Origin of the sequence: Huintestinicola sp., assembly GCF_051882455.1 — a bacterium.
GTDB lineage: Bacteria > Bacillota > Clostridia > Oscillospirales > Ruminococcaceae > Huintestinicola.
This window is the reverse complement of the sequence record NZ_JBJERV010000088.1, coordinates 1-26233: the sequence shown is the minus strand read 5'-3', so window position 1 is coordinate 26233 and position 26233 is coordinate 1. Positions and strand designations below refer to the sequence as shown.

Here is a 26233-nt window from a genome sequence, read left to right as displayed (position 1 = left end):
CCTCGGAAATGCTGTCGCATTTCCTCACCCCTGCTCCGTTTTGGAAGGATAAAGGAGATTTCGCCCTCTGCGGAGGGCGACAAGGGGCGCTGCCCCCTTGACCCCTGCAAGCCTTTGAAAAGGCTTGAGCGAAACTTTTAATGTTGTGTTCTTTTGTGCAACTTTTTTCATTTAACCGCTTTATCGACAAGCTGAAAGCTCCCGTAAGTTTGGGAGCTTTTTTCAGTATCTGATAACTTCATAATCCATATCCTCCGTATTATCGGTCATTACCGTGCTTTCGGGAAGATAAAGCTTGAATATGCACTCACGCCTTGCCTTTGTTTCGTTCACCCAGACATAGTCCTGCATGGGGCAGTTATGAAATGCGGAAGCGCTTACCACTTCGACCCCCTCGCTGACCGTTACCTTTTCCAGAGATCTTATGCCCGAAAATGCGTCATGCTCGATCTTTTTTACGGTGGAGGGGATAGTTTTTTCTTTAGTGGAATAGTCCTCTTCAACATTCGGATCTATATAGACCATATAAGGTCCGTCGTCCTCCGAATACGGCTTGCCGTTGAAGGTGTAGGGCTTTATCACCCTGACGCCCGCGGGGATATTAAAATATCTGAGATTGCACAGCATAAATGCTCCCTCTCCGAGATATTCCACCGTATCGGGCATAATTATCTTTTCAAGCCTTGCGTCTCCCGCAAAGCACCTGTCGCCGATGTATCTCACCTTTTCGCCCATATTGACAGTGCGGAGGTTTTCACAGTTTATAAAAGCTTCTTTGCCGATATATTCAACATTTGCACCGAGATCTACGGTTTCAAGAGCACTGCATCCGCAAAATGCGCCCGGCTGTATTATCTTAACGCTGTCGGGTATCACTAACCTTGTTGTATCTTCAGGCACGTAAACCATTTCTATTTCGGTGACGGGCAGACCCTCTATTTCATCGGGTATGATAAGCTCCTCAGTATTATCACCATCATAGCCTGTAATAACAACGTGGTCGTCGTAAACGTCATATTTGAATATATAGCCGCTGTTAATGCCTGTATACCCCTCGTCGGAATGGGCATATTCGGCTTCGAGGGACAGCCGCAGCTCCTCTATGCCGTAATCGTGATCGGGGTCGATGTTATTTTCGGGAGCTGCCGCGGCTGAGGTTTCGGAGGTGATGTGACTGTCCGATGTAACGGAAATGCTTTCGGAAACAGATGTCACCGTTTCAAAGTCCTCCGCTGCAATGACTTCGGGCAGCTTTTCACCGTCACCGCTCCGTAAAATGCAGAACGCCGCAGCTGCAATGACCGCCGCAGCACCTGATACAGCCCCTATTTTCCCGGGCTGCGCAAATTTAAGGAGAAATTCTATCTGCCTGCAGCTTTTAAATCTTTTGTCCGGGTCAAAGCTTGTGGAACGGGATATGATATACCCCACAGGAAAATGTTCCCTGTTTTCGAAAATGAGCCTCAGCGTCTGCCCCACCGCAAAAACGTCCGTCCTGAAATCCGTCTGGGCATAGCCGTACTGCTCGGGAGCGGCAAAGCCTTCAGTACCGAGACAAACGGTGTCCTTGTCCATCTCCTCCTTGAAAAGTCTGGCAGAGCTGAGGTCAACTATTTTAAGCCTGCCGTTTTTGTCAAGCATAATATTCGAGGGCTTGATATCACGGTGGATTATGCCCAGAGAATGAAGTCCGTCCACCGCTCTGCAAAGCTGCACTGCCGCATTTACCGCTTCTTTGTAGGATAAGGACAGCTCCTGCAGCGTCTTTCCCTCAATGTATTCCTCAAATATTTCAAGGGGCTGCTGTCCCCCGTCATTTCCCGGGGACGGATCTATTTCATATATTTTCGGGATATACTCACACCCTGCGGCTTTCAGCTTCTCATACACCTTGGGGTCGGAGCATAATTCCTTGCAGACAGCCCTGCCGCCGTCCTCAGTCTCACAAAGCCATACCGTGCTCTGCCGTGATCTGTGTATAACAGAAATTTTCTTGTACATAGGCTCTGCCGTCCCTGTTTAAAAGTTTTCTACAGGGATATTATACCACAGCGTAAGTATGAAGTCAATCCGCCGAAAGGCACTTGACAAATTCATTTTCACGTGCTATAATAAGTAAGATCTTTCCTTAGGGAAAGAAAAAACGAAAGGAGCTGTTTTTGATGACTGTTATATTTGAGGCGGCAGCTTTATAACCGAATATGGGGGCTGAAAATTATATGCGGGGAATATACCTCCCCTTTGATTTTCTATGCCCGAATGAAGCCTTTTCGTGAGTATGTAGATTTGCAGCACACCAAAGGGGTGTGTATTTTTTTACCATTTTGCGAAAAATGCCGCCGTGAAAGGAGATGTTTTATTATGATGAAAAAAATTTTCGAAGCTGATAACATTCAATATTACGGAGGTATTACAGATGAATTTCACAACAGATATGAGAGACTACGGCTATAAAGGCGAAGAAACCATTGACGAAAAGCACATTCCCGCAAGGATAACCGCCGTTCACAGAGAACGCTTTGAAGCGGTCTGCGGCTATGGACAGATATGCGCAAGAATAAAAACGGGAGCATATAAGGACGGACTTATAAATTACCCCACAGCAGGAGATTTTGTCTCCATCGAATATAACCCCATGGGCGACAGCCTTATTGCCGACACCCTGCCCAGAAGCTCATTCTTCTCCCGCAAGGACCCCACTCCGGGACGGGGGGAGCAGGCGGTGGCAGCCAATTTTGACTATGTTTTTATAATGCAGTCCTTAAATCATGACCTTAATCCCAGGCGTATGGAAAGATATCTGACCCTTGCATGGCAGTCGGGAGCAATCCCCGTAATACTGCTCACAAAGGCGGATATTGCGGATAACATAAGCGGCGCTGTACGGGATATCTCAAAAACGGCTGCGGGTGCGGATATCATTCCCGTAAGCTCAAAAACGGGCTATGGTCTTGACAGGCTGGGCGATCATATATGCTCCCGAAAGACCGCTGTGTTCCTCGGGTCCTCGGGAGTGGGCAAATCCAGCCTTGTGAACGCCCTTGCAGGGGAGGAGATAATGAACGTGAGCGGCATAAGAGAAGATGACAGCAAGGGCAGGCACACCACCACCCACCGCCAGCTTGTAATGCTGAAAAACGGAGCCATGATAATCGACACACCGGGTATGAGGGAGCTTGGAATGTGGGACGCTTCCGAGGGAATTTCCACCGCCTTCGGTGATGTGGAAAAATTTGCGGCTATGTGCAGATTTTCCGACTGCCGCCACGAAAATGAGCCCGGCTGTGCCGTAAGGGCGGCGATAGAACGGGGAGAGCTTTCCGAGGAGCGGCTTGAAAGCTACAGAAAGCTTTCCGATGAGTCGGCAGCCTCCGACAAGCAGGATATGCTCAGAAAAAAGCGTGAGCGTTTCAAAGACATTGCCCTCCAAAACAAAAAACGCCGAAAGACCGAAAGGCGTTTCGGAGGAAAGGATGATTACAGGTGAGGAAAATTGATTATGTCCGAAGAATTATTTTTTTAAAAGCTGTTGACAAATGCCCTGTTTTGGTATATAATAAAACTGACAAATAAAGCAGTTTGTCAGCAGATAACCTGAGTATCTGCTTATAGCGCCGATCTGCAATGCAGCTTCAAGATACTGTTTTGCAGGGAGCTATACAAGGGTTGGGATATTTACCACAACTTGAATAGGCTTATGCCGAAAGAAAATATCTGAAAGCCTTGCTTTTTTGCAAGGCTTTTTTACTATGGTTTGAGGATTTGAAAACTATGGACCTATTACTTGAAGCAGCCGAAAATTTCAGAAAATTACTTGACATTAAATATGATGTTCTGCTTGGAAGGAAAAACAGAGAAGTGGAAATATCCATCATTTTCAGACCAATCGATTTTCACCATTTGGCAGGACTTCAGTATATTAAAGATATGCCGGAATTGAAATGCTCCAGAGAAAAAGTTTTTCAAGCTATACGTAATGACAGTGCCTTACGAATGAAGATCAGCAGCAGCGTTTTTTTCGCTGATATCCGGGAAAGATTAACGGCATTAAAGCAAATTGAATATCTGCTCGATAACAATGATTTGATTTTTAAATATGATTATAAAAAGAATAAAATGTCCAAAATGAAAGCTGATTTCCTTATTCAAGCATCAGATGAGGAGCAAGAAATAACATACATATTTGGAGAGCATATTGCAAAATGTACTTATATGCAGAATGAAACCAAAGAGGTTTACTGCAAATCCATTTTTAAAAAAGGGAATATGGATTACTCAAAATTCCAAAGCAAATTTACAGTGTTAAAAATCTCGAAAATATGCATATCCGAAAACAAACTCCTCAGCTCTTATGTAAATCCTAATTATAGAGAAAAAAATTAAGAACAGCCTGATATATACAGATTTTCACGAAAGGGCGTAAGCAAAAGTATGAACAACCCCTTCCCCTATTCCGATACAAACAAAAGATACCACACCCAGAGCTATTATCTGAAAAAAAGATTTGGCTGCAAGGTGATGAAAATATCTCTCAACTGCGGCTTTACCTGCCCGAATATCGACGGCACAAAGGGAACGGGGGGCTGTACCTACTGTCTTGAGGGCAGCGGCGAATTTGCGGGGTCTCCCGCGCTGTCCGTCACCGAACAGTTTGAAGCGGTAAAAAGGGCGATGAACAGGAAATGGAGCGAGGGGCTTTACATTCCCTATTTTCAGGCAGGCACCAACACCTACGGCTCTGCGGAGAAGATCCGCTCTATGACCGAGGAGGCGCTGGGGCTTGAAAATGTGGCGGGAATTGCCATATCCACCCGTCCCGACTGCATTTCCGACAGTGTGCTTGATGTGCTTGCCGATTTAAGTGACCGCACCTATCTTACGGTTGAGCTGGGGCTTCAGACAGTTCACGACAAGACTGCCGCAGGGATAAACCGCTGTCACACCTACGGGGATTTTCTGAACTGCTGCGAAAGGCTTTTTAAAAGAAATATCAACGTCTGCGTTCATCTGATAAACGGGCTGCCGGGGGAAAGCTTTGATATGATGCTCACATCTGCCCGTGAGATGTCCCGCCTGCCCCTTCACAGCATAAAGCTCCATCTTCTGCATATACTTCGGGGGACGGTCATGGGTGAGCAGTATCTGAGAGGAGAGATAACGCCCCTTACGCTCGAAGAATACGTTCATATCGTCTGCGAGCAGATAAAGCTGTTCCCCCCCGAGCTGATAATACAGCGGGTCACGGGGGACGGAGGACGGGACGTGCTGCTTGCGCCCGAATGGAGCCTTAAAAAATTCACTGTTATGAATGAGATAGACAAGACCTTTGCCCGTGAGGGAAGTTATCAGGGAATAAACTATCAGAAGTAAAGGAGGAGCTTTGTGGAAAAGGAATACAAGGGAACGTTTTTCAAGCTTATGCTGACCCTGTCGTTTTTATCGGGGGCAATTGCCTTCTTTTTCGCTCTTATGTATGTGCCCGAGCCGCTTTGCAAGGCAGGCTTCGGGGTGCTTATGCTTTTTTCTCTCCTGTGCGCTGTGGGGATAAATGCAGCGGACGCTTCGGCGGCGGCTTATATCAGGTTTTCCACAAAGCTTGCGGCGGTGGTGTTCCCCCTTTCCGTAAACGGCGGCTCACTGGCGGCTGCTGTCCTGCTTATGAAGGATAAGGGCTTGGCGGCGGTCATTACGCTCATTGCTGCCTGCGTCCTGTCGGTCATATCCTCCTCGGTGCTGGTGAGGAGATATATGGAGGACGATTTCTGAGCACAAAAAATGCTCTCCCTGTGCAGTCGGGGAGAGCATTTTTTCATAATACCATTTTCGGCTCTTTTTTCTTCATATCAGCTTCGGAGCAATAACCGATATATCCATGTGTACCGCTGAATTTATCGGGTACCATCGCATAAGCGGTCAGCCTGAGATGTCCCTCTATGGCAAGATATTTATCATTGCAGGTGATGAGTATCACAGGAGGAAAGGAAGCGGTTTTGAGACTTTCGGCGGCATCAAGGAAGTTCTGATTTGAAACGCCGAATACTTCTTTTCCCCGAAGGATATTTCTTGCGGCTGCGCAGGGACGGGAGGTGCCGTCTGAAAGCTCGTTCCAGTAGCTGTAATCAATATAGCGGATATTATCAAGGTCATTTTCGGAAAATTCGGCGTAGATCCATTCTGTGATATGGGGAAAATTTGTAAATATCCCGCTGTCGGGATATCCCCTGTATTCACCGAGCAGATCTTTTCTGAGCAGGTTTTCCTCATCGGAAAGAATACTGCCGTTTGTGATGATATCCTTGCTGATACCCAGCTTGTTTATTGCAGCTTCCATGTCTTTGCCAAATCTTCGGGAACCAAGCTCACCTTGTAAAAAAGAAAGGATAACTTCATTTTCGGTCACTGTTCTAAGCTTTTTCATAAATTGCTTGTCTCTGCTCCTTCCCATCATATCTCTTTTTTTCGTTTGTCTATGCTCTGAATGAGGACGAATTTTTCAATGCCGATCAAAAGATCCGAAGACACTCCACAGAATGTCCTCGGATCTTTTTTATCCGTGAATAAGTCTCGCCGTTTCCTCGTCGCAGAGACCGGTTATCACGATATTCATATTTTTGGTGTAATCCCCCAGATCGTATTCAATGCCCTCCTCGGTTACTACAAGGGGACGAAGGGGCTGATCGTTGTTGTTTTTCATGACCGTTGCGGTCTCGCCGTTTGAGAGCTTGACCCTTGAGCCTGTGGGGAAGGGCGCTACCTTTCTCAGGAACGCCTTGACCACATTCTCGTCAAAGTGGCTGTACATTCCGCCCATAATAAACTCAATAGCCTCATTGGGCGGCGCGGGGATACGGTAGGGGCGGTTTGAGGTAAGGGCGTCATACACGTCTGCAACCGCTAAGATACGTGCGTATTCGTGTATCTCCTCACCCTTGAGCTTCATGGGATAGCCCGAGCCGTCCCATCTTTCGTGATGACCGATAATGCCCAGGCAGCAGTCCTCGGAAACGAGCTTCCTTGCCCTCAGATGCTCCGCCGCATATATGGGGTGCAGCCTTACCACGTTGTATTCCTCATCGGTGAGCCTGCCCTTTTTGTTAATTATCTCAATGGGAACGGAGACCTTGCCGATATCGTGAAGAAGTCCCGCAACTCCCAGCTCGTCAAGCTTTCTGCGGTCATAGCCCATTTCCAGCCCTATAGCTATAGCCATGATAGCCACGCTGAGACTGTGGTGGTAGGTGTAATCGTCGTACATCTTGATGTCCGCGATGTTAATAAGTATATCCTTTTTGGAGGCAAGCTCGTCTATAAGCTGCTCGGTAGTGTTGCCTATGGCGTCGATATCGCTCTGGGTAACGCCCTTGCTGCTGTCCATAAAATTATCCGCAAGGCTGTGGATATTGCTTATGGCATTTTCCTTTATCTGGCTGTTGATGGACGAGATTACCCTTGCTTCACTGTTTCGGCTGTCGATGAAGGCTCCCGCAACAACGCGGCTCATGTTCATCTGAGTGATGTTCATATCGGTGAGCTTTGTTCCTGCCTTGAGAGTTACCACCGCTCCTGCCGAAGCGTCAAAAAAGGTTATCTCTCGTGCCATGCACATTCCCGGCACAAGCTCGTTGGTTCTCAGGTAGACCAGACAGACTTCCTCCCTCCGCACGTATTGACAAGCCGCATATTACAGCCTGTCTGCGCATAATTATTTATCAGCGTAAAATATATTACTGCTTGAGCTGAGCAAGACATTCGCTGCAGACGCATCTGTCCTTGAAGGTAAGGAGATTTTCGGCGCAGCCGCAGAAAACGCAGCTTTCTCCTGCCTTTTTGATGATGATACAGTCGTTCTCGGAGTAGATCTCCACCTCGTCGCGGTTTTCTATATTGAGCTTTCGTCTCATTTCGATGGGGATAACCACTCTTCCCAGTGCGTCAAGCTGTCTTGTTATAGCAGATGATCTCATAATCGGTCTCCTTCTTTTTTTGCAGTCTGAAAAGTTTACGCTTAACAAATCTTTGCAATTTTTACATAAAAATATTTATAACATATTATACCAATTTAATGAAGATAATACAAGAAGAAATGATGAAAACTCTATTAACAATGTATAAACAGGAGGATATAGCTTGCTTACATTTATTTTTTCACTGCTGATAATAATATCCATTGCCGCCGCCATTGCATCGGGAAACGTCCGTGAGCTTACGGAGGCGGTGCTGAACGAGCCTGTGAACGCTGTGGAGCTGTGCATATACCTCTGCGGCGGAATGTGCTTCTGGGGGGGACTTATGCGGGTGGCGGAAAGCTCGGGGCTTACGGAAAGGCTTGCGGCAGTATTTTCCCTGATACTTGGCGGGCTTTTCAGAGACATTGACAAGCAGGGACGGGCATTCAAGGCGATATGTATGAACATAACCGCCAACCTTTTAGGTCTGGGAAACGCAGCCACACCCTTCGGCATTGAAGCCATGAAAGCCCTTGCCGAGGAGGAGGGCGCCAAGGATACCGCCACTCCTTCAATGGTCATCTTCACCGTAATAAACACCGCTTCCCTGACCCTGATACCCTCCACCGCCCTGTCTCTGAGAATGAAATTCGGCTCGGCTGACCCTATCGAGATAGTCCCTGCGGTGTGGATAACCTCAGCCGCCGCACTGGCTGTCTCGGTGACTGCGGCAGTATTGCCGCTTTTGGGAGAAAGGAAACGGGAGGAAAGCCTATGACCGCCGCTGCTTTTGTTATTCCCCTTATCATAGCTATCATCATCGTTCACGGGCTTTACAAAAAGGTGGACGTTTTCTCGGAATTTGCAGAGGGCGCGAAGGAAAATCTTGAGACCTGCGCCGGACTTCTGCCTACCCTTATCGCCCTGATAACCGCTGTGGGAATGTTCAGAGCTTCGGGAGCGGAGGAGCTTATAACAAGCCTTGTTTCGGGATTGTTTGACAGGATAGGCTTTCCAGCAGAGTGTCTGCCCCTTGCCCTTATCCGTCCCGTTTCGGGCAGCGGAGCGCTTGCAGTATACGAGTCCCTGCTGGAAGAAAACGGTCCCGACAGCTTCGCGGGCAGGGTGGCGAGCGTAATGCTCGGTTCCACGGAGACCACATTTTACACCCTTGCGGTATATTACGGCGCTGTCAGGATAAAAAACACCCGTCACACCCTTGCGGCTTCTCTGGCAGGCGATTTGACAGGGTTTATAGTGAGTGTTCTTACGGTAAATATATTCTTCGGACGAATATGAACATATTGTAAATTTTGACTTTTGGCATTTTATTCTGTTGACAAGCAGGCATAGTTTTGGTATAATAATTAAGCATTGTGTATGAAACACACCTTGTTTGAGCCATTAGCTCAGTCGGCAGAGCATTTGACTTTTAATCAAAGGGTCTGGGGTTCAAATCCCCAATGGCTCACCAGAAACCGTCGGTCTTTTCGGACTGACGGTTTTTATTTTTGTAGTTAAGATCCATTGCTTTATCCTGATAAAAAAACCGCCTTGACTGCTCAGGGCGGTTTAACATTATGCAGGATTTTTACGGGTGGGTTCATCTTTGGTTTTCTCTTCGTATTTCTTTTTTAAAAGCGCTTCCATTTTCTTTACTTCGTCTGCCTTTACAGTATCAAGTACTCCGAAATTGTTGTTTTTCATAATCAGACCTCCTTACATAGAAATTATTCCGCATTTTTTGCATATCTTTAAAAAGCGTTTAACGACTTCGGCGTCAGACACCTTGTCTAAAACATCAATGCTGTAATCGCTTCTTATTTGGATAAGAGCTTCATAAGCGTGCACAAAACTGTAGTTTTCGGACTTGTACAAAATATGTACGTCACCTGTGTTTGTTACTACAGTTATTCCCCCGATATTATCATACATCAGAAACACACCGATATCCGTATAGGAAAAGGTTTTTGTGCTTGGGTGATTATGGAGAAGATATAATTCTTTTTCAGAGCTTCTGTTAAGCATTTCAAAAGCAAACGGGTTCGCAAATATGTCAACACTTTCTTCGTTGCCAAACTGAACTTCGTAATTCAATGTTTTTGTATGAAAAAGAAAGGCGACCTCGTTGCTGTCATTTTCGTTCATTGACCTGCGCAGCAATTCTTTGTGCAATTCGTTTAATTTTGAGTTTTGTTCCTCTGAAAAATGAGAAATAACTTGAGTAGTAGTTTTTAAAATGGCAATATCTGTAATTTCTATTTTTTTATCACGTGTTTTAGCCTGCTGCAAAATTCCCCACTCCCTATATTTATTATACCATTTTCACCGCCGTTGTCAAGCGATTTTATAACCCTTCCAAATAAAAAACTGCCACAAAAGTGCATATAAAAGAAGCGAAAATCCATTGAAATCCCGGAGAGAATGATGTATAATCATATTATCAAATAAATCGGGAAAGGACGGTTATGAAAATGGCAATTTTAGTAACGGGCGGAGCAGGCTATATCGGTTCCCACACCTGTGTGGAGCTTTTAAATGCAGGTGAGGACATAGTTGTTCTGGACAATCTTTCCAACTCAAAGGAAAGAGCGGTGGAGATAATCAGAGAGCTTACGGGCAAGAATTTCAAATTCTACAAAGCCGACCTTCTTGACAGGGACGCTGTGGAAAGGGTCTTTGAGGAAAACGACATTGACTCTGTCATTCACTTTGCAGGTCTCAAGGCGGTGGGCGAGTCGGTGAGAAAGCCCATTGAATACTACCACAACAACATCACAGGCACCCTTATCCTCTGCGATGTTATGAGAGATCACGGCTGCAAGAGAATAGTTTTCAGCTCCTCTGCAACGGTTTACGGCTCCCCCAAGTCCGTGCCTATCAGAGAGGATTTCCCTCTTTCCACCACCAACCCCTACGGCTCAACAAAGCTTATGATAGAGGGCATTCTGCAGGATATCTGCAAGTCGGACAGTGAGTGGAGCGTGGCGCTTCTCAGATACTTCAATCCCATCGGCGCCCACAAGAGCGGCAAGCTGGGCGAAAATCCCAACGGCATACCCAACAATCTTATGCCCTACATTCAGCAGGTTGCTGTAGGCAAGCTTCCCTGTCTGGGCGTTTTCGGAAATGATTATCCCACCCACGACGGCACAGGCGTAAGAGACTATATCCACGTTGTTGACCTGGCTCTCGGTCATCTCAAGGCGATAAGCAAGGTGAGAAATATGACAGGCGTGGGCATATGGAACCTGGGCACAGGCAAGGGCTATTCCGTACTTGACGTGGTGAACGCATTTATGAAGGCAAGCGGCGTTAACATTCCCTATGAGATAAAGGAGCGCAGAGCGGGAGATATCGCCGAGTGCTACGCAGACCCCTCAAAGGCTCTGAACGAGCTTGGCTGGAAGGCTGAGCGGGACATTAACGAAATGTGCGAGGACAGCTGGAGATTTATAAAGAATAACCCCGAGGGACTTTGATCTAAAAATAAAAAGCAGGGCTTTCCGGAGAATACATATCCGAAAAGTCCTGCTTTTTATCTGTTCGCCGAAAGTCTTTCTTCAATAAGCCTGCCCACCTCGCTCTCGGGTATTCCGAGAACGGCGGAAAATTCTGCGCCTATCTGCCTGCAGGCGGCGGCAAGAGCCTTTTCATCGCAGGCGATAAGCTCCTTTCCCTCTGCATTGCGGCGGCTTTTTTCCTCAAGCAGCTCTCTTACCATTCCGATGATAAGGGAGCTGTCGCCGCTTTTTACGGTGCGGCTGAGTATTTCCCTGCGGCGGTTCTTATCGCTGTCGGTGAGCATACGCTCACCCATACTGCCGTCAATGGCGGCGTATATCTCCTCTCTTGTCATAAGCGGGCGCACTCTGTCCTCTATCCTGTCCGCAGGAACGTAATAGCAGGAAGCAGGCGTGCTTTCGGGGATAATACGAAAATACCTTTCGCTGTGAACGCCGTCAAAGCACTTTGTGCAAAGCTCGTCTATCCTGCAAAGCTCTCTGCCGTCATAGATAACGCGCTGTCCTTTTTCAAAGCTCATACCACATCGCCTCCGCCGTCTTTCCAGGGACGTTTTCCGCCGTAATACTTCTTTGCTATCCTTGACTGTTCCTCCTCCGAAAGCAGGGACAGGCGGGACTTCCAGCCGCTAAGGTCAGTACCGCTTTTGCCGGGAGAGAAGAAAGTGCATTTTTCACCTGTGCAGCGTGAAAAGCTCAGCCGCTCGCAGCCGCCCTTTTCATTTAAAAAGCGGCAGTCGGGCAAACTGAGCATTTCCTCATCTCCTATAGGAGAATGTTTTCTCATAAGCCGTCCTCCAAATCAGTCAAAGTAATCTCCCACATCGTACTGATTGTACTGCTTTTTTATTCGGGCAATAAATCCGCCGTCCTTTGCTTCTGTGCCGATGATACGGAACTTTATGTCCTTTCGCTCCAGCTGTCCCTTGAAGGCTTCAAACTCCTCCTCGGTCTCAAATTTTATTGTCTGCTCAAGGCAGGCTGTGATTATTCTTTTCATTATGACTCTCCTTTTTTTGAGTGGGGACACCTCTCAAATCTATAATATAATTTTATCACATCAAAGAATTTTTTTCAAAGGCGATTTTGAACAAAAATATCCGCTTCATATACGGCAAAAAACGCATAGGAAAGGCTAAAAAGGCTCGTATAACTGTCGTTACCGAGCCGCAGCTTGTCGATAAAGTGTTTAGATAAAAAAATTTGCACAAATAAGGTCATAGTAAAAGTTTCGTCCACCTTTTCAAAGGTGGCAGGGGTCAAGGGGCGGGGAACCCCCGCTGGTAAGTCGTTTATACTTTTGTATGGACTGTCAGTTTGTGGCTCGGTACCGATAATTGGGTGCGCAAAGGGAAGTCCACGGACGGCGTCCCCTTGTCGCCCTCCGCAGAGGGCGAAATCTCCTTTATCCTCCAAAAACGGTGCAAGGGGTGAGAAATGCGACAGCATTTCGAGGGGAGGCGGACACGACCGCCTCCCCTTCTTACAAATTTTAGGTAACTTACCCTCAAAAACGTTCCGGTGGAACGTTTTTGACAAAGCTATTTTTACATTGGTTTGTGCATATTATATAATTGTCGTTCCTTTTTCGACAGACTGAGGCTCGATAACTGTCGTTACCGAGCCGCATGCTTATTAACCAAAGCAAACTATAGAACGAGTGGCTGCAGGCTCAGCCTTCAATGCTCAAAATATAAAGGCTCGTATAACTGCCGTTACCGAGCCACGTGTTTATTGTCCAAAGCAAACTATAGAACGAGTGGCTGCAGGCTCAGCCTTCAATGCTCAAAATATAAAGGCTCGTATAACTGCCGTTACCGAGCCACGTGTTTATTGCCCAAAGCAAACTATAGAACGAGTGGCTGCAGGCTCAGCCTGCCGAGTGGCTGCAGGCACAGCCTGCCAATAAAAAAAGCGTCCGCTGCAAAGGACGCTTGAGATGAGGAAAATTAAATTATATATTACTCCACAAGGAGGGTGGAGGAGATATTGGGCGCCGCCCACATTTTCGGAAGGCGGATTTTCCTGCATACCTTCCGCACTATGGACAGCAATTAAAAAAATATGTTGATATCCTATTGTTTCAGAGATCAAACTTACTTGCGGCGCTTAGTGCAGGGTCGTTATTCGCCGCATTTTCCGGAATGACCGCCGCACAGGGGTGAATGCGGCGGCATACCGTATCATAAAAGGAGAGATGTAAGGGGTTCTGTCGGGTACTGTGCTGTGCACCGTATCCATTCCCTTATCGTGATTACATTATAACTGACTAATGTGATAAGAATATGAAAGGAAAGGGAAAAGGAGAAAAAATTACCTTATCCTTTCTTTGACATCATTATATCCCCGCAGCAATGTAAAACGCTGTCGGAACAGGCAAGGGAACAAAAAAATTCCGCCCATCTTTATAGATGAACGGAAATTTGCATTACTTCTTTTCGTCTGTGACCTCAACGGCAGTCTTGTTGGCAAGCTCCTTGACCTTTACGCTGTAGTAGGTGCCGAAATAATCCTCGACTCCGTCAACGGTGTCATAGGTAAGCTGCATAGTGAGCGTTACCTCAAAGCTGGAAAGGGTCATTACCGTAACATGGTCGAGAGTGAGGTCAACTCCCTCGGTGCCCGTTACCGTTGATACCACTGCTTCCTCGGCAGGGGCGTACTTGGAGATGAGAGCCGCCTTTTTATATTTGTAATACTCCTCGGCGGTCTTTCTGTCCAGCTTGCAGGGGATCTCCTCCATATAGGCGGTAAGATAATTGTCCCCGTCGGACTCGCTGTACTTGAAGGTGTAGGTGATAAGGGAGTCGTCCGCATAGAAGAACTGACTGTCCGCAGGTATGCGGTCCTTTATCTCCATAAGGTCGGTGTCTGTGCTGACGCACCATATTTCCGTATCGCTGTCATAATAAAGCTCTGTGCCCGAATTAAGGGCAACTATCTTCTTCATGGGCATTCCGAGCCTTACCTTGCTGAGAACTCCCGTATAGGTATCCGCGGGAGCCTCCTCCTTTTTGCAGCCGCAGAAGAGCGAAAGGGCGGACAGTATCACAAGCAGCATTGCTGTTATCTTTTTCATAGCGTTGCAACCTCACATATGTAAAATTGAGAACTATATATATAATAATATAAATCGCGGAAATTGTCAAGGAATTTTTATTATAGTTTTACAAATAAATGCAGGCAGATCTCCTAATTATTTCCTGCCGCTATTGATTATCCGGGAAAAATGTGTTATAATAACAATATTACAATTGCAAAGGTGGCATTGTCATTATGAAGGGCTACAGAATAAGTATCCTCCGCCATGGAAAAACTATGGCAAACGAGGAAGGAATATACATCGGCAAGACCGATCTCCCCCTGTCCGAGGCGGGCAAGGAGGAGCTGAGAGAGCTTTACGAGACCCATGAATATCCCAAGGTGCAGAAAGTCTATACCAGCCCTCTGGAAAGAGCGGTACAGTCCGCGGAGATACTCTTCCCCGACAGGGAGATAGAAGAGGTGGACGATCTGCGGGAAATGGATTTCGGCGTTTTTGAGGGCATAAAAGCTGAGGAGCTTTTAGAGCTTGATACCTACAAAAAATGGCTCAAGGGCGGTCTTGACAACCCTCCCCCCAACGGCGAGAGCCTCCGGAATATGATGGTCCGCTGCTACACGGCGCTAAACGGCATTATCCTTGATATGATGGAAAACAACATCACCCACTCGGGTGTTATGACCCATTCGGGCATACTTATGAATATGATGTCCTGCTTCGGTCTGCCCAAAATGAAGCCTATGCAGTTTGCCTGCCCCAGAGGTCACGGCTATGAGATAATGGTGACAGCTCAGATGTGGCAGCAGGGCTACTGCTTCGAAATACTGGGAAAGATCCCCGGATATCAGGCTGTGGGCTACAATGACGCAGGTGAAGCCCTGTTCGATAACTACGACGGCTATGGCGATGACTATGAAGACGAGAGAGATTAAAAAAAGAGCAAGGGAGCTTATGAGAGGCTGCTTTGCCGAGGCTGCCTTCATAAGTATGCTGAATATCGGGCTTTTCCTTATGACCTACCTGCTTATCATTCTTGCGGGACGGGTCACGGGGGCGCATACCTCCGAGTCCCTATTCCCCGTTTTCAGCTCCTTCCCTCCCCTGTTTCTTGTTTCCCTATGCGTTATACTCCTGACGGCGTATATCCTTTCGGCACCTATATATTACGGCTCAAAGTGGTTCTTCTGGCAGGCGGCGGCAGGCAATACCATGCCCGCTTCTTCGGTATTCGCAGGCTACAGCTCCACCGAGCAGTTCAAGCTCTGCGTAAAGCTCAGGGTGCTTTCGGATATCAGACGGGTGCCCTATATCCTTATTTTCGGCACTGCGGCTGTGGTGGAGGCTTTTCTTGCGCGGCGTATGCTTATGCAGGGAGCAAATGGCAGCACGGCTGTGCTTATATATGCGGGTCTGGCTGTTGTGGCTGCGGGTGTGGTGTATATGTGCTTCTGCGCAGGACTGAAATGCGTTCCTGTGGGATTTCTCCTGGCAGACGACCCCGACGCTGTGGTATCCGACATATTTGAGCTGAGCGAACAGGTGGTCAAGAGAAACGCAGGCCGCCTTATGAAGCTTTACATATCCTTTATAGGCTGGTTTATCGCCTGCCTGCCCGCATTCCCCGTTATTATCCTTGTTCCCTATTTCAACGTGTCTCTGGCTGTTTTCCTGAGAGACTGCATTGCAAAGCGGGAGGATACGGGGGAGACGGCTGTAAAGGAGGAAGTTACGGTCTGATAAGCCGTTAAATTATTTTTGGAGGAATGTTTATGTGTACCGCAGCGACCTATACAACGGACAGTCTTTACTTCGGAAGGACTCTTGATTATGAATTTTCATACGGTGACGCTGTTACCGTTATGCCGAGAAATTATCCCGTAAAATTCAGGCACCTGCCCGAGATGACAAGCCATTTTGCCCTTATCGGAATGGCTTGCTCCGCCTTTGATTATCCCCTTTTCTATGACGCTATGAACGAAAAGGGTCTTTGCATGGCAGGGCTTAATTTCGTAAAAAGCGCCGATTACAAGGAGCCTGCGGAGGGCAGGGTCAACATCGCTCAGTTTGAGTTTATCCCCTATATACTGGGACAGTGCGCAACGGTGAAGGAAGCGAGGGAGAAGCTTTCGGATATCAACATCACAAGCGACCAATATGCCCCCGACCTTCCCGCTGCAAAGCTCCACTGGATAATTGCCGACAAGAACGAGGCTGTTACGGTAGAGTCCGTGAAGGAGGGCGTGAAGATATATGACAATCCCGTGGGCATACTTGCAAACGAGCCTTCCTTTGATATACAGATGTTTAATCTGAACAATTATATGGCACTGTCGCCCAAAAATCCCGAAAACAGCTTTGCGGAAGGGCTTCCCCTTAACGCCTACAGCCGCGGCATGGGCGGTATGGGGCTTCCCGGAGACCTTTCCTCAATGTCAAGATTTGTAAGAGCGGCATACACGAAAATGAACTCCCTTTCGGGCAGCTCGGAAAACGAGAGCGTGAGCCAGTTTTTCCACATCCTGAACTCTGTTGACCAGCAGAGAGGCTGCTGCATGGTGGACGAGGGCAAGTATGAGATAACCCTTTACACCTCCTGCTGCAGCGCAGACAAGGGTATCTACTACTACACCACCTACGAAAATCACCGGATAACTGCTGTTGATATGAACAGAGAGGACCTTGACGGCAATGTTCCCGTAAAATATCCACTTATCACCGGAGAGCAGATAAAATTCCGGAACTGATGCAGGCAGGCGGTTCGGTAACAGCAGGCTGAGCCTGCAGCCACTCGTTCTGTAATTTTTTTGGGCGGCAGGCTGACGGCTCGGTAACTATACAAATCGGTAACGATACAAATATGTTATTTTCAATCGGTGCGGAGACAACGCTTACAGAACCGCACAAACTCTCAGCGCGGCCTCGCCGCGGGTCGTCACCCGCAAAATTATTAAGCGTTAATGCCTTCTGCCCTTTTTCCGGGCAGAAAATGCATTAACGCTTCTTTTCTCCTGCATTATTTACGTAATATTAACAAACTTTGCTTAATTTTATGTTATGATTAAAATATATTTTTGCATAAATTAAATTTGAAAGGATTGTGAGAAATGGGATTTTTTGCAAATGTAGACGTTCCTGTGCTCATAGCTTTCCTGCTCTATCTTGCGGGTATGCTGGCGATAGGCTTCTACTTTTCAAACAAGTCAAAGAAAATGAGCGACTACTTCCTGGCGGGAAGAAAGCTGGGCGGCTGGGTAACGGCTATGTCCGCTCAGGCATCGGATATGAGCGGCTGGCTGCTTATGGGTCTCCCCGGTGCGGCATATGCTACGGGCATGGGCAATTACTGGATAGCTATCGGTCTTGCCATAGGCACTATACTTAACTGGGCATTCGTTGCAAGACCCCTCAGAAGATTTACCGAGGTATGCGGCGACTCCATCACCATTCCCCAGTATCTCCAGAACCGCTTCAAGGCGGACAGCCCCCTTATCAGAATGGTATGCGCTCTGGTAATTTTCATCTTCTTCCTCGTATACACCACATCGGCATTCGTTTCGGGCGGAAAGCTTTTCCAGGTGGTATTTAACATCGACCCCGCAAACGAGACCTACACCAAGATGGCGGTCATCATTTCTGCGCTTATCATCATCACCTACACCTTTATGGGCGGTTTCAGCGCGGTTGCCTGGACGGATTTCATTCAGGGAATACTTATGTTTGTCACCATTGTGGCGCTTCCCATTGCGCTGGTTGCAAATACTCAGAATTTCTCCCCCGAAATGCTTGACGCAACTCAGAAGATAGTTGCAGAGGGCGCAGACGCAAGCGGATATATGTCCCTCACCTCCAATATGAGCGGCATTGACATCATAAGCAATCTTGCCTGGGCGCTGGGATATTTCGGTATGCCCCACATTCTCGTAAGATTTATGGCGATAAAGGACACCAAGGAAGTTAAGAAATCGGGTATTATCGCCTGCGTATGGGTCGTTATCTCCCTGACTGCGGCTGTTCTTATCGGTATACTGGGCAGAGTTTTCCTGGACTCTAAGGGCGTGGCTCTCGGAGCTGCCGAGCAGGAGCTTATCTTCATCAAGACTGTTAAAATGCTCTTCCCCTCGTTCCTCGGAGGAATTTTCCTCTCGGCTGTGCTGGCTTCCATCATGAGCACCGCCGACAGCCAGCTCCTTGTTACCGCTTCGGCTGTGGTCAACGATTTCTACAAGGTCATCGTCAAGAAAGAGGTTTCTGAAAAGAAGCTTATGTGGATAAGCAGGATAGCTGTTATCGCCATCTCCGTTATCGCCTGCATTCTTGCCCTTAATCCCAACGATTCCATCATGGGTATCGTTTCTAACGCATGGGCAGGCTTCGGCGCTGCTTTCGGTCCTGCCATACTCCTGTCCCTTTACTGGAAGAGACTTACTCTCAAGGGTACTGCCGCCGGTATCATCGGCGGTGCGGCTACCGTTCTGCTGTGGGAATACATTCTCCCCGCTTCGGTAACTATGGGACTTTACTCCATTATCCCCGGCTGCATCGTTTCCGTTCTCCTTACCGTTATCGTTTCCCTTGTTGACAAGGCTCCCTCCGATGAGGTATGTGAGCTTTTTGATACGGCTAAGGCTGAAAAGTGATCTACGTATAATAATAACACGCTGTCCTGCATTGCGCACGGGCAGCGTGTTTTTTATGATGATCTACAATTTTGGTGTTGACTTTTTGGGCATACATACAAAATTTTGCATAATTACTGTTTTTGTGCAGATTTGGTATTGACAAATTAGAACAGATGTGCTATAATGTAAATATCCTGCTGAACAGGTCTTACGCTATTCTGTTAAGCTCGCTCTGCATAAGGCAGTAGGGAATGATGCCAAGTCCGAGAAAGGAAAGAATAAGGTAAAGGATACCGGTACTTCCGCCTCTGTTGCCATTTATTTCGTCAACCTTCTGTCCCTGCTTGTACATCCAATAATATGAATAGATACCGCAGGTAAGAAGAGTAAAGACAAACGCTGTTCCCCCTCCTGCTGTCTTTGTGGAAGCATTGGAATTAAGCTCGTCTGTGAGCTTTATAAACCAATACAATCCGTAAATTCCGCATGTCAGCAGCGAGAAAATGATGCAGAGCGGAATGCTTCTGCGTGTTGCCATAATAATTACCCCCATAAAAAAATTAAGGTCAATAAACCCACATAAAGAATACCATATTTCGACAAATATGTCAATAAAAAATTATATTTTTACATTTTATTCATAAGGAGGCTCGTTATGCAAGGCAATACCGACTGCTGCTTCCGCTCGGGGAACGACTGGTTCCGATACAGAGTGGGAGCGATCATTATCTCGGGTGAGTATGCTCTTTTCGCTTACGGCGGCGAGGATTATTTTTATTCCGTAGGCGGGGGCGTTCACATTGGCGAATATTCCGAAAATGCAGTTTTGCGGGAAACTATGGAGGAAACGGGGCTGGAGCTTGAGATAGAACGCCCTCTCTGTATCGTTGAGAATTTCTTTATCGGGATGGACGGGTCGATAAAAGGGCTTGATTGCCACACGCTTGAATTTTATTACCTTATGAAGCCTGCCGAAAAGGTTGAGATAAACGTTAAAAGCATTACGGGGGACGGCGTTTCCGAGAAAATGTGCTGGCTGCCCATTTCACGCCTTGAGGAATACGATATCCGCCCTAAAATTGCCGTAAGGCTTGCTATGGAACCGCCTGAGAGGTTTGAGATCTTTGTGAATGAGCAGAGAGAGATAATTCAGACGGCTACTAATGAGGACGCTATGGCTGTTTCCAAAAGGCTCATTGAAAAAAATCGAAAAGCTTACTCAAAACTGAAATAATTAGTCTTATTGACCGGCTTTCTCACTCCTTCCTGCCGAAACAAGTGCAAACGCCGCCGCAGAAGCGGTCACAAAGAGTATGAGGCTTACAAGGTCTCCCGAATACTGTGCCCGTGTTACCCTGACAATTGCCGTTCCGAAGCCGCAGCAGGCAAGTCCTTTAAGAAGAGGACAAAGGACATAGCATTTTATGTCAAAACCAAGTCCCGACTCTCTGCACACAACGATTATCCTTGCGATATTGCTGAGGACATTGCTTGCGTAGTAGGAGATAAGCACGCCGCCGAAGCCTATCTTTCCCACAAATATCATTACGCAGCCTATCCTTACGGCATATTCAAACAGGGAATTTACGGTGGAGAAATTCTGCCTGCCCATTCCCTTTAAAAGTCCTTCCAGGACTATTTCCAGATAGATAAAGGGAATGACGGGGGCGAGTATCACAAGGGAACGGCTCACAAGCTCCTCGCCCGGGCAAAGCACCCGTCCTGCCGATGCTCCGCCGAAAAGAAACAGTGCAGAGATGAAAAATGCGTAGGAGAACGCCTTGCGGAATGCTCCGTCTGTAAGGGCGGCAAGCCTTTTTTTACGTATTTCCCTGTCGGCACAGCGGTTTGCCAGAGCTGCTTCGGGTATGATTATTCCCGAAAGGCTGTTTAAAACTGCCGAGGGGAAAAACACCGCAGGTATGATAAGGGCTTCAAAGCAGCCGTAGCAGCTCAGCGCTTCCTCGGCGCTCCTGCTGTATTTTAAAAGTGCGGCAGGCACTAAAAGCTCGTTGGCGGTGGACATGAGCATCTGGACATATCCGCTTAAAAGTATGGGCAGGGAGCCCTTGAGATATCCTCCGAAGGTATCGGTGACAAGGGGGGCGGCGCAGGGGGGCAGCCCTCTGAACACTCTGTACTCCTCCGAATATTTAATTATGTAATAGACAAAGCTTACAAATCCCCCGAAAAGTATGCTTGCCGCCGTTACGGCATAAAACAGCTCTGTGCCGCCGAAAAACAGCAGCCCCGAAAAAAGACTTGCCCATTTTGCGGCAAATTCCATAAGGTCCCCCCGCATAGGCACGTCCACACGGCGTATCCCGTGAAAATATCCCTTTATGCAGGAGCCTGCCGAGGCAAAGGGAAGGCTCAGGGCAATAAATCTCACTGCAAGCGAAAGCTCATTGCTGTGAAGGAGCTTTGTGCCGATAAGCTCCGCCGCAAAAAAGGAGCATATGCCGAAGGTGACTGACAGGCAGAATGAAAAGGCAAGAGAATATCTCATTACCTTTGAAAAATTCTTATGTCCCGCTCCCCTTGCTTCGGAGACAAAACGGCTGGTGGAGGTCAGGATATTTCCGTTTGCAAGCACCATTATAAAGCCGAAAAGGGAGAAGATAAGCGACATAAGCCCCACTGCCGCCGTTCCTGCCTTGTCCGACAGGAGGGCGTTGAATACCATTGCGGCGGTCTGCATCGCAAGGCTCAGCAGGGTCATTTTTACGGCATCGCGGGCGATTTGCTTCTCCGAAACGCAGAGCACGTTCATCATATCTCATTTCACCTTTATTTTATTTCTTTAGGATATTATATTTTCGCGGCGGCGGGAATATGACGATACGATTTCTCGGAAAAAAGCAGGAAGCGAAGTCGGACTTCACTCCCTGCCTTTTTGGTAAGTTGTTTACCGCTTTTAATTTCGGGGCATTTTTTGTATCGCTACCGAGCTATCTGCCTGCCGTTACCGAGCCGCCTGCCTGCTGCCCGAATAAATTACAGAACGAGAGGCTGCAGGCTCAGCCTGCCGTTACCGGCACGCAGACCGATGCTCTCTGAAAAGCTTTGGCAGGCGAAGTATGCTCATAAATAGTGGTATTTATTTCAGACACTTTATATTCCCCTTTTCATTTGATAGAGAGTTTTTGTCTCTCTGTAAAGTATATGTTACAGGGGAAAATCGGTTCGGCATTGATGATTTTTTATCATTACATTCCGATTTGTCCAACCGTAAAACCCTACAACCGCAGAGAAAAAAATGCATAAAAACTGTGCAAAAGGTAAAAATAGCTGTAAAGCTATTGTAATTCCCACCTGAAAGGTATATAATAATGATTGGATGAATGTCAATGCAGGCGTCATGCGTCACATCAAATCATACTAATCCGAAAGGAATTATAATATTTACTTTGAAAGGCGTTACACAAATGGAAAAACGTTTTATTTACGCCGATAATTCGGCTACTACAAAGGTTTCCGACAGCGTTCTCGGTGAAATGCTCCCCTATTTCACCGAGGAGTACGGCAACCCCTCAAGCATTTACAAGATAGGCAGAAGCGCAGGCAGAGCCATTGAGACCGCAAGAGAGCGGATAGCTTCGGTTTTCGGCTGTCAGCCCTCCGAGATATATTTTACCAGCGGCGGCTCCGAGGCTGACAACTGGGCTATAAGAGGCGCTGCGGCAAAGATGGCTGCAAAGGGAAAAAAGCACATCATCACCACCGCTTTTGAGCATCATGCAGTGCTGCACACCTGCGAATATCTGGAAAAGCAGGGCTTTGAGGTAACATATCTGCCTGTGGGCGAAAAGGGGCTTGTGACCCCCGAACAGGTGGAAAATGCCATAAGAGAGGACACCGCTCTTGTTACAATAATGTATGCAAACAACGAGATAGGCACTGTTATGCCCATTCCCGAAATTGCAGAGGTATGCCATAAAAAGGGCGTTCTTTTCCACACCGACGCTGTTCAGGCTGTGGGAAATGTTCCCATAAATGTGGCTGAGCAGGGTATCGATATGATGAGTATGTCGGGTCACAAAATTCACGCTCAGAAGGGTATCGGCTTCCTTTATGCGAAAAAGGGAATTGTCCTGCCCAATCTCATTTACGGCGGCGGTCAGGAAAAGGGCAGAAGGGCAGGCACCGAAAATGTTCCCGCTATCATGGGTCTTGCCCGTGCGGTTGAGGACGCCTGCGCTGATATCTCCGAAAAGGCTGAGAGGATAACAAAGATAAGAGAGCATATTATTGACGGTATCCTTGAAAATGTGCCCGCCGCACGTCTTAACGGCGACAGGGAGAAAAGACTGCCCGGAAATATCAACATTTCCTTCCTGGGCGTTGAGGGCGAGTCTCTCCTGCTTATGCTGGATATGAACGGCATATGCGCTTCCAGCGGCTCAGCCTGCACCAGCGGCTCCCTTGACCCCTCTCACGTTCTGCTGTCCCTGGGTCTGCCCCACGAGGTGGCTCACGGCTCTATGAGACTTTCCATCGCCGACCCCATTACCATGGAGGACGGGGATTACATCATCGAGACGGTGACAAAGGTCGTGGAGAAGATAAGAAATATGTCCCCTCTCTGGGAGGATATCAAAAACAAAAAGCAGGGTACGGAGCGGCTTCTGAGCTTCGTTTCCCCCATCGAATAAAGGAGAATGTTTGGTTTTCGGACGAAAACCCCAAAACTCTCAAGAAAGGAATGTTTTAATTATGATGCTTTACAGCGAAAAGGTAATGGACCACTTTGCAAATCCCCGCAATGTGGGCGAGATAGAAAACGCCGACGGTATCGGCGAGGTGGGAAATGCTAAGTGCGGCGATATTATGAAAATGTATATCAAGGTGGATAATGGCGTTATTTCCGACGTTAAGTTCAAGACCTTCGGCTGCGGCGCTGCGGTGGCTACTTCCTCTATGGCTACGGAAATGATAATGGGCAAGAGCATTGACGACGCCCTCAAGCTCACTAACAAGGCTGTTGTTGAGGCGCTGGACGGTCTGCCCGCTTCTAAGATACACTGCTCCGTTCTTGCGGAACAGGCTCTCAAGAGCGCTATCGCCGATTACTACAAGAGGCAGGGCGTTGACCCCGAGCCTATTGTGGGCAAGATAGAAGAGTGCGAAGCCTGCCACTGAATGACACTATCAGGATATGCCGTACAGCTTGTGGCATATCCTGTTTTTTTGTATAAATATGTAAACCTTTTCACGATAATATATGTGAAAATGTGCCACGATTTTGTAAGTATTCACAAAAATTATCGTTTAGTCTGCATATAGCATTATATCGGCTGTGTGTGATAAAATAAATATAAAGAATAAACGTAAAAAGGACGGTATCATATGTTTAATATTGCAGTTGCCCAGTCGGGAGGTCCCACCTCCGCCATCAACGCTTCTCTTGCAGGCGTTTTCCGTCAGGCTTCCAAGTCTCCCGAGATAGGCAAGATATACGGCTCCATAAACGGCATTGAGGGTATGATAAACGGCAATCTGGTCCCTCTTGACAGCATTCTCACCTCCGAACACGATGTGGAGCTGCTGAAAAAGACTCCCTCCACCGTTCTCGGCTCCTGCCGCTACAAGCTGGCGGGATATGACCCCAACGACAGCCGCACAGAGTCCGAATATATGCGGATAATAAACACCCTTGAGGAGTATGACATAAAGGCATTTTTCTACATCGGCGGCAATGACTCCATGGATACCGTTATGAAGCTCGACCGCTACTGCAAAGCGGTGGGCAAGGACATAAAGATAATCGGCGTTCCCAAGACCATTGACAACGACCTCCCCGAGACCGACCACACTCCCGGCTTCGGCTCGGCGGCAAAATATGTGGCTACCACTCTCCAGGAGATAATCAGAGACAGCAGAGTTTACAGCATACAGTCCATCACCATTGTGGAGATTATGGGCAGAAACGCAGGCTGGCTCACCGCCTCCTCCTGCGTGCTCCGCGCAAACGGAGAGCCTGCTCCTCACCTTATCTATGTTCCCGAAGCATTTCCGAACGGCTTTGATATGGAGCATTTCCTCGATGATGTGGCTCGTATGATGAAGCGCTACCGTGCGGTCATCATCGCCGTTTCCGAGGGTATCGTGCCCACCGACAGGCAGTATGTGAAAACAGGTGCGGACGCCTTCGGTCACACGGATAATTCGGGCGTGGCAAAATATCTTGAACACCGCTGCTCGGAGAAATTCGGCTGCAAGGTCCGTTCCATTGAGCTGAACGTTATGCAGAGGTGCAGCTCTCATATCGCCTCTCTCACCGACCTTGACGAGTCCGAAAGGATAGGCTCTGCTGCGGTGGACTGCGCTCTTGCGGGAAACAGCGGTCGAATGATGGGCTTTCGCAGGATAAGCAGCGAGCCTTACAGGGTGGAGATAGTTTCCTTTGACGTTTCGCAGACGGCAAACAAGGAAAAATATTTCCCCTCCGAGTGGATAACGGATGATAAATGCGACGTTACTCCCGACGCTCTCAACTACTTCCTGCCCCTCATTCAGGGTGAAGTGACCACCGAATACAGAAACGGCATACCTGTTCATTTCAGATTAAATCAGTGATCTTCCGGGACAGCTTTTCACATTTGCTGTCCCGTTTTTATGCTCTATGCATATATACAGTATAAAACGTATAATATACTGTATATATGCATATTTTATGCAATGCTCTGCCTTAAAAAGTGAATATTTTGCGTAAATTCGGAAAAATTATGCATTAAAGCCTTGACTTTTGCCGCAAAGGGTGTATAATAATAATCAGCAGCGTTACGGCTTATGTTATGGCGTAAGGGTACGGGCGTACATTATTTTTACGGAGGTACTGTAAAATGGCAGTAAAAAAGGAAAACATCAAAAAAGTAGTTCTCGCATATTCCGGCGGTCTCGACACTTCTATCATCATTCCCTGGCTCAAGGAAAATTACAATAACTGCGAGGTCATCGCCGTTTCCGCAGACGTAGGACAGGGCACCGAGCTTGACGGTCTCGAGGAAAAGGCTATCAAGACAGGCGCTTCCAAGCTCTACATAGAGGATCTCAAGGAAGAGTTCATTCAGGATTACGTTTATCCCACCGTTCAGGCAG

The 26233-nt window shown here is 47.5% G+C and carries 29 protein-coding genes and 1 tRNA gene; 18 read left to right on the top strand and 12 right to left on the bottom strand.

The window, feature by feature from the left end:
• Positions 1-222 precede the first annotated feature (222 nt).
• Positions 223-2001, bottom strand: a complete 1779-nt coding sequence (locus ACI4J0_RS10925; RefSeq protein ID WP_439765842.1) for a leucine-rich repeat protein — start codon at positions 1999-2001, stop codon at positions 223-225.
• A 415-nt stretch (positions 2002-2416) separates the two neighbouring features.
• On the opposite strand from ACI4J0_RS10925, the gene rsgA reads away from it, so the two are divergent.
• From rsgA to ACI4J0_RS10905, 4 genes are all read left to right on the top strand, one after another.
• Positions 2417-3487 (top strand): ribosome small subunit-dependent GTPase A, encoded by a 1071-nt coding sequence (gene rsgA / locus ACI4J0_RS10920; RefSeq protein WP_439765841.1) that lies wholly within the window; start codon positions 2417-2419, stop codon positions 3485-3487.
• A gap of 284 nt (positions 3488-3771) precedes the next feature.
• The gene (locus ACI4J0_RS10915; protein WP_439765840.1) at positions 3772-4383 is read left to right on the top strand and encodes a PBECR4 domain-containing protein; all 612 of its coding nucleotides are present in this window, start codon (positions 3772-3774) and stop codon (positions 4381-4383) included.
• Positions 4384-4431: 48 nt separating this feature from the next.
• Positions 4432-5370, top strand: coding sequence for a TIGR01212 family radical SAM protein (locus ACI4J0_RS10910; RefSeq protein ID WP_439765839.1), 939 nt, complete (start codon positions 4432-4434; stop codon positions 5368-5370).
• 12 nt (positions 5371-5382) lie between these two features.
• On the top strand, positions 5383-5766 hold the full coding sequence (locus tag ACI4J0_RS10905; RefSeq protein WP_439765838.1) for a hypothetical protein: 384 nt from the start codon (positions 5383-5385) through the stop codon (positions 5764-5766).
• A gap of 43 nt (positions 5767-5809) precedes the next feature.
• Here the strand turns inward: ACI4J0_RS10905 and ACI4J0_RS10900 are convergent, their stop codons facing one another.
• The 3 genes from ACI4J0_RS10900 to ACI4J0_RS10890 all read right to left on the bottom strand — a co-directional run bounded on the left by ACI4J0_RS10900 (position 5810) and on the right by ACI4J0_RS10890 (position 7964).
• The gene (locus ACI4J0_RS10900) at positions 5810-6418 is read right to left on the bottom strand and encodes a hypothetical protein (RefSeq protein WP_439765837.1); all 609 of its coding nucleotides are present in this window, start codon (positions 6416-6418) and stop codon (positions 5810-5812) included.
• Between the two features lie 129 nt (positions 6419-6547).
• Positions 6548-7663: an HD-GYP domain-containing protein gene (locus ACI4J0_RS10895; RefSeq protein WP_439765836.1), complete on the bottom strand. Its 1116-nt coding sequence runs from the start codon at positions 7661-7663 to the stop codon at positions 6548-6550.
• Between the two features lie 61 nt (positions 7664-7724).
• A complete protein-coding gene (locus ACI4J0_RS10890) occupies positions 7725-7964 on the bottom strand; it encodes an AbrB/MazE/SpoVT family DNA-binding domain-containing protein (RefSeq protein WP_439765835.1) in 240 nt (79 codons plus the stop codon).
• Between the two features lie 163 nt (positions 7965-8127).
• Between ACI4J0_RS10890 and ACI4J0_RS10885 the strand changes: the two genes are divergently transcribed.
• The 3 genes from ACI4J0_RS10885 (at position 8128) to ACI4J0_RS10875 (ending at position 9420) form a co-directional block, all read left to right on the top strand.
• Positions 8128-8724, top strand: coding sequence for a nucleoside recognition domain-containing protein (locus ACI4J0_RS10885; RefSeq protein ID WP_439765834.1), 597 nt, complete (start codon positions 8128-8130; stop codon positions 8722-8724).
• Complete coding sequence (locus ACI4J0_RS10880) at positions 8634-9245, top strand: spore maturation protein (RefSeq protein ID WP_439765833.1); 612 nt, start codon at positions 8634-8636, stop codon at positions 9243-9245. The genes ACI4J0_RS10885 and ACI4J0_RS10880 overlap by 91 nt, the downstream gene beginning before the upstream one ends.
• Before the next feature lie 99 nt (positions 9246-9344).
• Positions 9345-9420 (top strand) — tRNA-Lys (locus tag ACI4J0_RS10875).
• Positions 9421-9524: 104 nt separating this feature from the next.
• Here the strand turns inward: ACI4J0_RS10875 and ACI4J0_RS10870 are convergent.
• Positions 9525-9653 carry a hypothetical protein gene (locus ACI4J0_RS10870; protein ID WP_439765832.1) on the bottom strand — a complete coding sequence of 43 codons (129 nt, stop codon included), beginning with the start codon at positions 9651-9653 and terminating at the stop codon, positions 9525-9527.
• 12 nt (positions 9654-9665) lie between these two features.
• Positions 9666-10238: a hypothetical protein gene (locus ACI4J0_RS10865; protein ID WP_439765831.1), complete on the bottom strand. Its 573-nt coding sequence runs from the start codon at positions 10236-10238 to the stop codon at positions 9666-9668.
• Positions 10239-10420: 182 nt separating this feature from the next.
• On the opposite strand from ACI4J0_RS10865, the gene galE reads away from it, so the two are divergent.
• Positions 10421-11428, top strand: coding sequence for a UDP-glucose 4-epimerase GalE (galE, locus tag ACI4J0_RS10860; protein WP_439765830.1), 1008 nt, complete (start codon positions 10421-10423; stop codon positions 11426-11428).
• A gap of 56 nt (positions 11429-11484) precedes the next feature.
• Here galE and ACI4J0_RS10855 read toward each other — a convergent pair whose 3' ends face one another.
• The 4 genes from ACI4J0_RS10855 to ACI4J0_RS10840 form a co-directional block, all read right to left on the bottom strand.
• Positions 11485-11991, bottom strand: coding sequence for a hypothetical protein (locus tag ACI4J0_RS10855; RefSeq protein WP_439765829.1), 507 nt, complete (start codon positions 11989-11991; stop codon positions 11485-11487).
• Positions 11988-12257, bottom strand: coding sequence for a hypothetical protein (locus ACI4J0_RS10850; RefSeq protein WP_439765828.1), 270 nt, complete (start codon positions 12255-12257; stop codon positions 11988-11990). Before ACI4J0_RS10850 ends, ACI4J0_RS10855 begins: the two co-directional genes overlap by 4 nt.
• A gap of 15 nt (positions 12258-12272) precedes the next feature.
• Positions 12273-12470, bottom strand: coding sequence for a hypothetical protein (locus tag ACI4J0_RS10845; RefSeq protein WP_439765827.1), 198 nt, complete (start codon positions 12468-12470; stop codon positions 12273-12275).
• Between the two features lie 1428 nt (positions 12471-13898).
• Positions 13899-14549: a hypothetical protein gene (locus ACI4J0_RS10840; protein WP_439765826.1), complete on the bottom strand. Its 651-nt coding sequence runs from the start codon at positions 14547-14549 to the stop codon at positions 13899-13901.
• 197 nt (positions 14550-14746) lie between these two features.
• On the opposite strand from ACI4J0_RS10840, the gene ACI4J0_RS10835 reads away from it, so the two are divergent.
• From ACI4J0_RS10835 to putP, 4 genes are all read left to right on the top strand, one after another.
• On the top strand, positions 14747-15445 hold the full coding sequence (locus ACI4J0_RS10835; RefSeq protein ID WP_439765825.1) for a histidine phosphatase family protein: 699 nt from the start codon (positions 14747-14749) through the stop codon (positions 15443-15445).
• Positions 15426-16250, top strand: coding sequence for a DUF975 family protein (locus ACI4J0_RS10830; protein ID WP_439765824.1), 825 nt, complete (start codon positions 15426-15428; stop codon positions 16248-16250). The genes ACI4J0_RS10835 and ACI4J0_RS10830 overlap by 20 nt, the downstream gene beginning before the upstream one ends.
• 32 nt (positions 16251-16282) lie before the next feature.
• Positions 16283-17257: a choloylglycine hydrolase gene (bsh, locus tag ACI4J0_RS10825; RefSeq protein ID WP_439765823.1), complete on the top strand. Its 975-nt coding sequence runs from the start codon at positions 16283-16285 to the stop codon at positions 17255-17257.
• A gap of 360 nt (positions 17258-17617) precedes the next feature.
• Positions 17618-19150, top strand: a complete 1533-nt coding sequence (gene putP, locus ACI4J0_RS10820; RefSeq protein ID WP_439765822.1) for a sodium/proline symporter PutP — start codon at positions 17618-17620, stop codon at positions 19148-19150.
• A gap of 190 nt (positions 19151-19340) precedes the next feature.
• Here the strand turns inward: putP and ACI4J0_RS10815 are convergent, their stop codons facing one another.
• Positions 19341-19670: a DUF4234 domain-containing protein gene (locus tag ACI4J0_RS10815; protein WP_439765821.1), complete on the bottom strand. Its 330-nt coding sequence runs from the start codon at positions 19668-19670 to the stop codon at positions 19341-19343.
• A gap of 117 nt (positions 19671-19787) precedes the next feature.
• Here ACI4J0_RS10815 and ACI4J0_RS10810 point away from each other — a divergent pair, with 117 nt between their 5' ends.
• Positions 19788-20366, top strand: a complete 579-nt coding sequence (locus tag ACI4J0_RS10810; protein WP_439765820.1) for an NUDIX hydrolase — start codon at positions 19788-19790, stop codon at positions 20364-20366.
• A gap of 6 nt (positions 20367-20372) precedes the next feature.
• Here the strand turns inward: ACI4J0_RS10810 and ACI4J0_RS10805 are convergent, their stop codons facing one another.
• Positions 20373-21908, bottom strand: coding sequence for an MATE family efflux transporter (locus tag ACI4J0_RS10805; protein ID WP_439765819.1), 1536 nt, complete (start codon positions 21906-21908; stop codon positions 20373-20375).
• A gap of 59 nt (positions 21909-21967) precedes the next feature.
• Here ACI4J0_RS10805 and ACI4J0_RS10800 point away from each other — a divergent pair, with 59 nt between their 5' ends.
• The 5 genes from ACI4J0_RS10800 to ACI4J0_RS10780 all read left to right on the top strand — a co-directional run.
• On the top strand, positions 21968-22192 hold the full coding sequence (locus ACI4J0_RS10800) for a hypothetical protein (protein WP_439765818.1): 225 nt from the start codon (positions 21968-21970) through the stop codon (positions 22190-22192).
• A 368-nt stretch (positions 22193-22560) separates the two neighbouring features.
• Positions 22561-23787, top strand: coding sequence for a cysteine desulfurase NifS (gene nifS, locus ACI4J0_RS10795; RefSeq protein WP_439765817.1), 1227 nt, complete (start codon positions 22561-22563; stop codon positions 23785-23787).
• Between the two features lie 64 nt (positions 23788-23851).
• Entirely contained in the window at positions 23852-24274 is a 423-nt protein-coding gene (gene nifU, locus ACI4J0_RS10790) for a Fe-S cluster assembly scaffold protein NifU (RefSeq protein ID WP_439765843.1), read from the top strand.
• A 207-nt stretch (positions 24275-24481) separates the two neighbouring features.
• Positions 24482-25711 carry a 6-phosphofructokinase gene (locus tag ACI4J0_RS10785; RefSeq protein ID WP_439765816.1) on the top strand — a complete coding sequence of 410 codons (1230 nt, stop codon included), beginning with the start codon at positions 24482-24484 and terminating at the stop codon, positions 25709-25711.
• Positions 25712-25977: 266 nt separating this feature from the next.
• On the top strand, positions 25978-26233 hold a 256-nt coding region (locus tag ACI4J0_RS10780; protein WP_439765815.1), incomplete at its 3' end, for an argininosuccinate synthase domain-containing protein.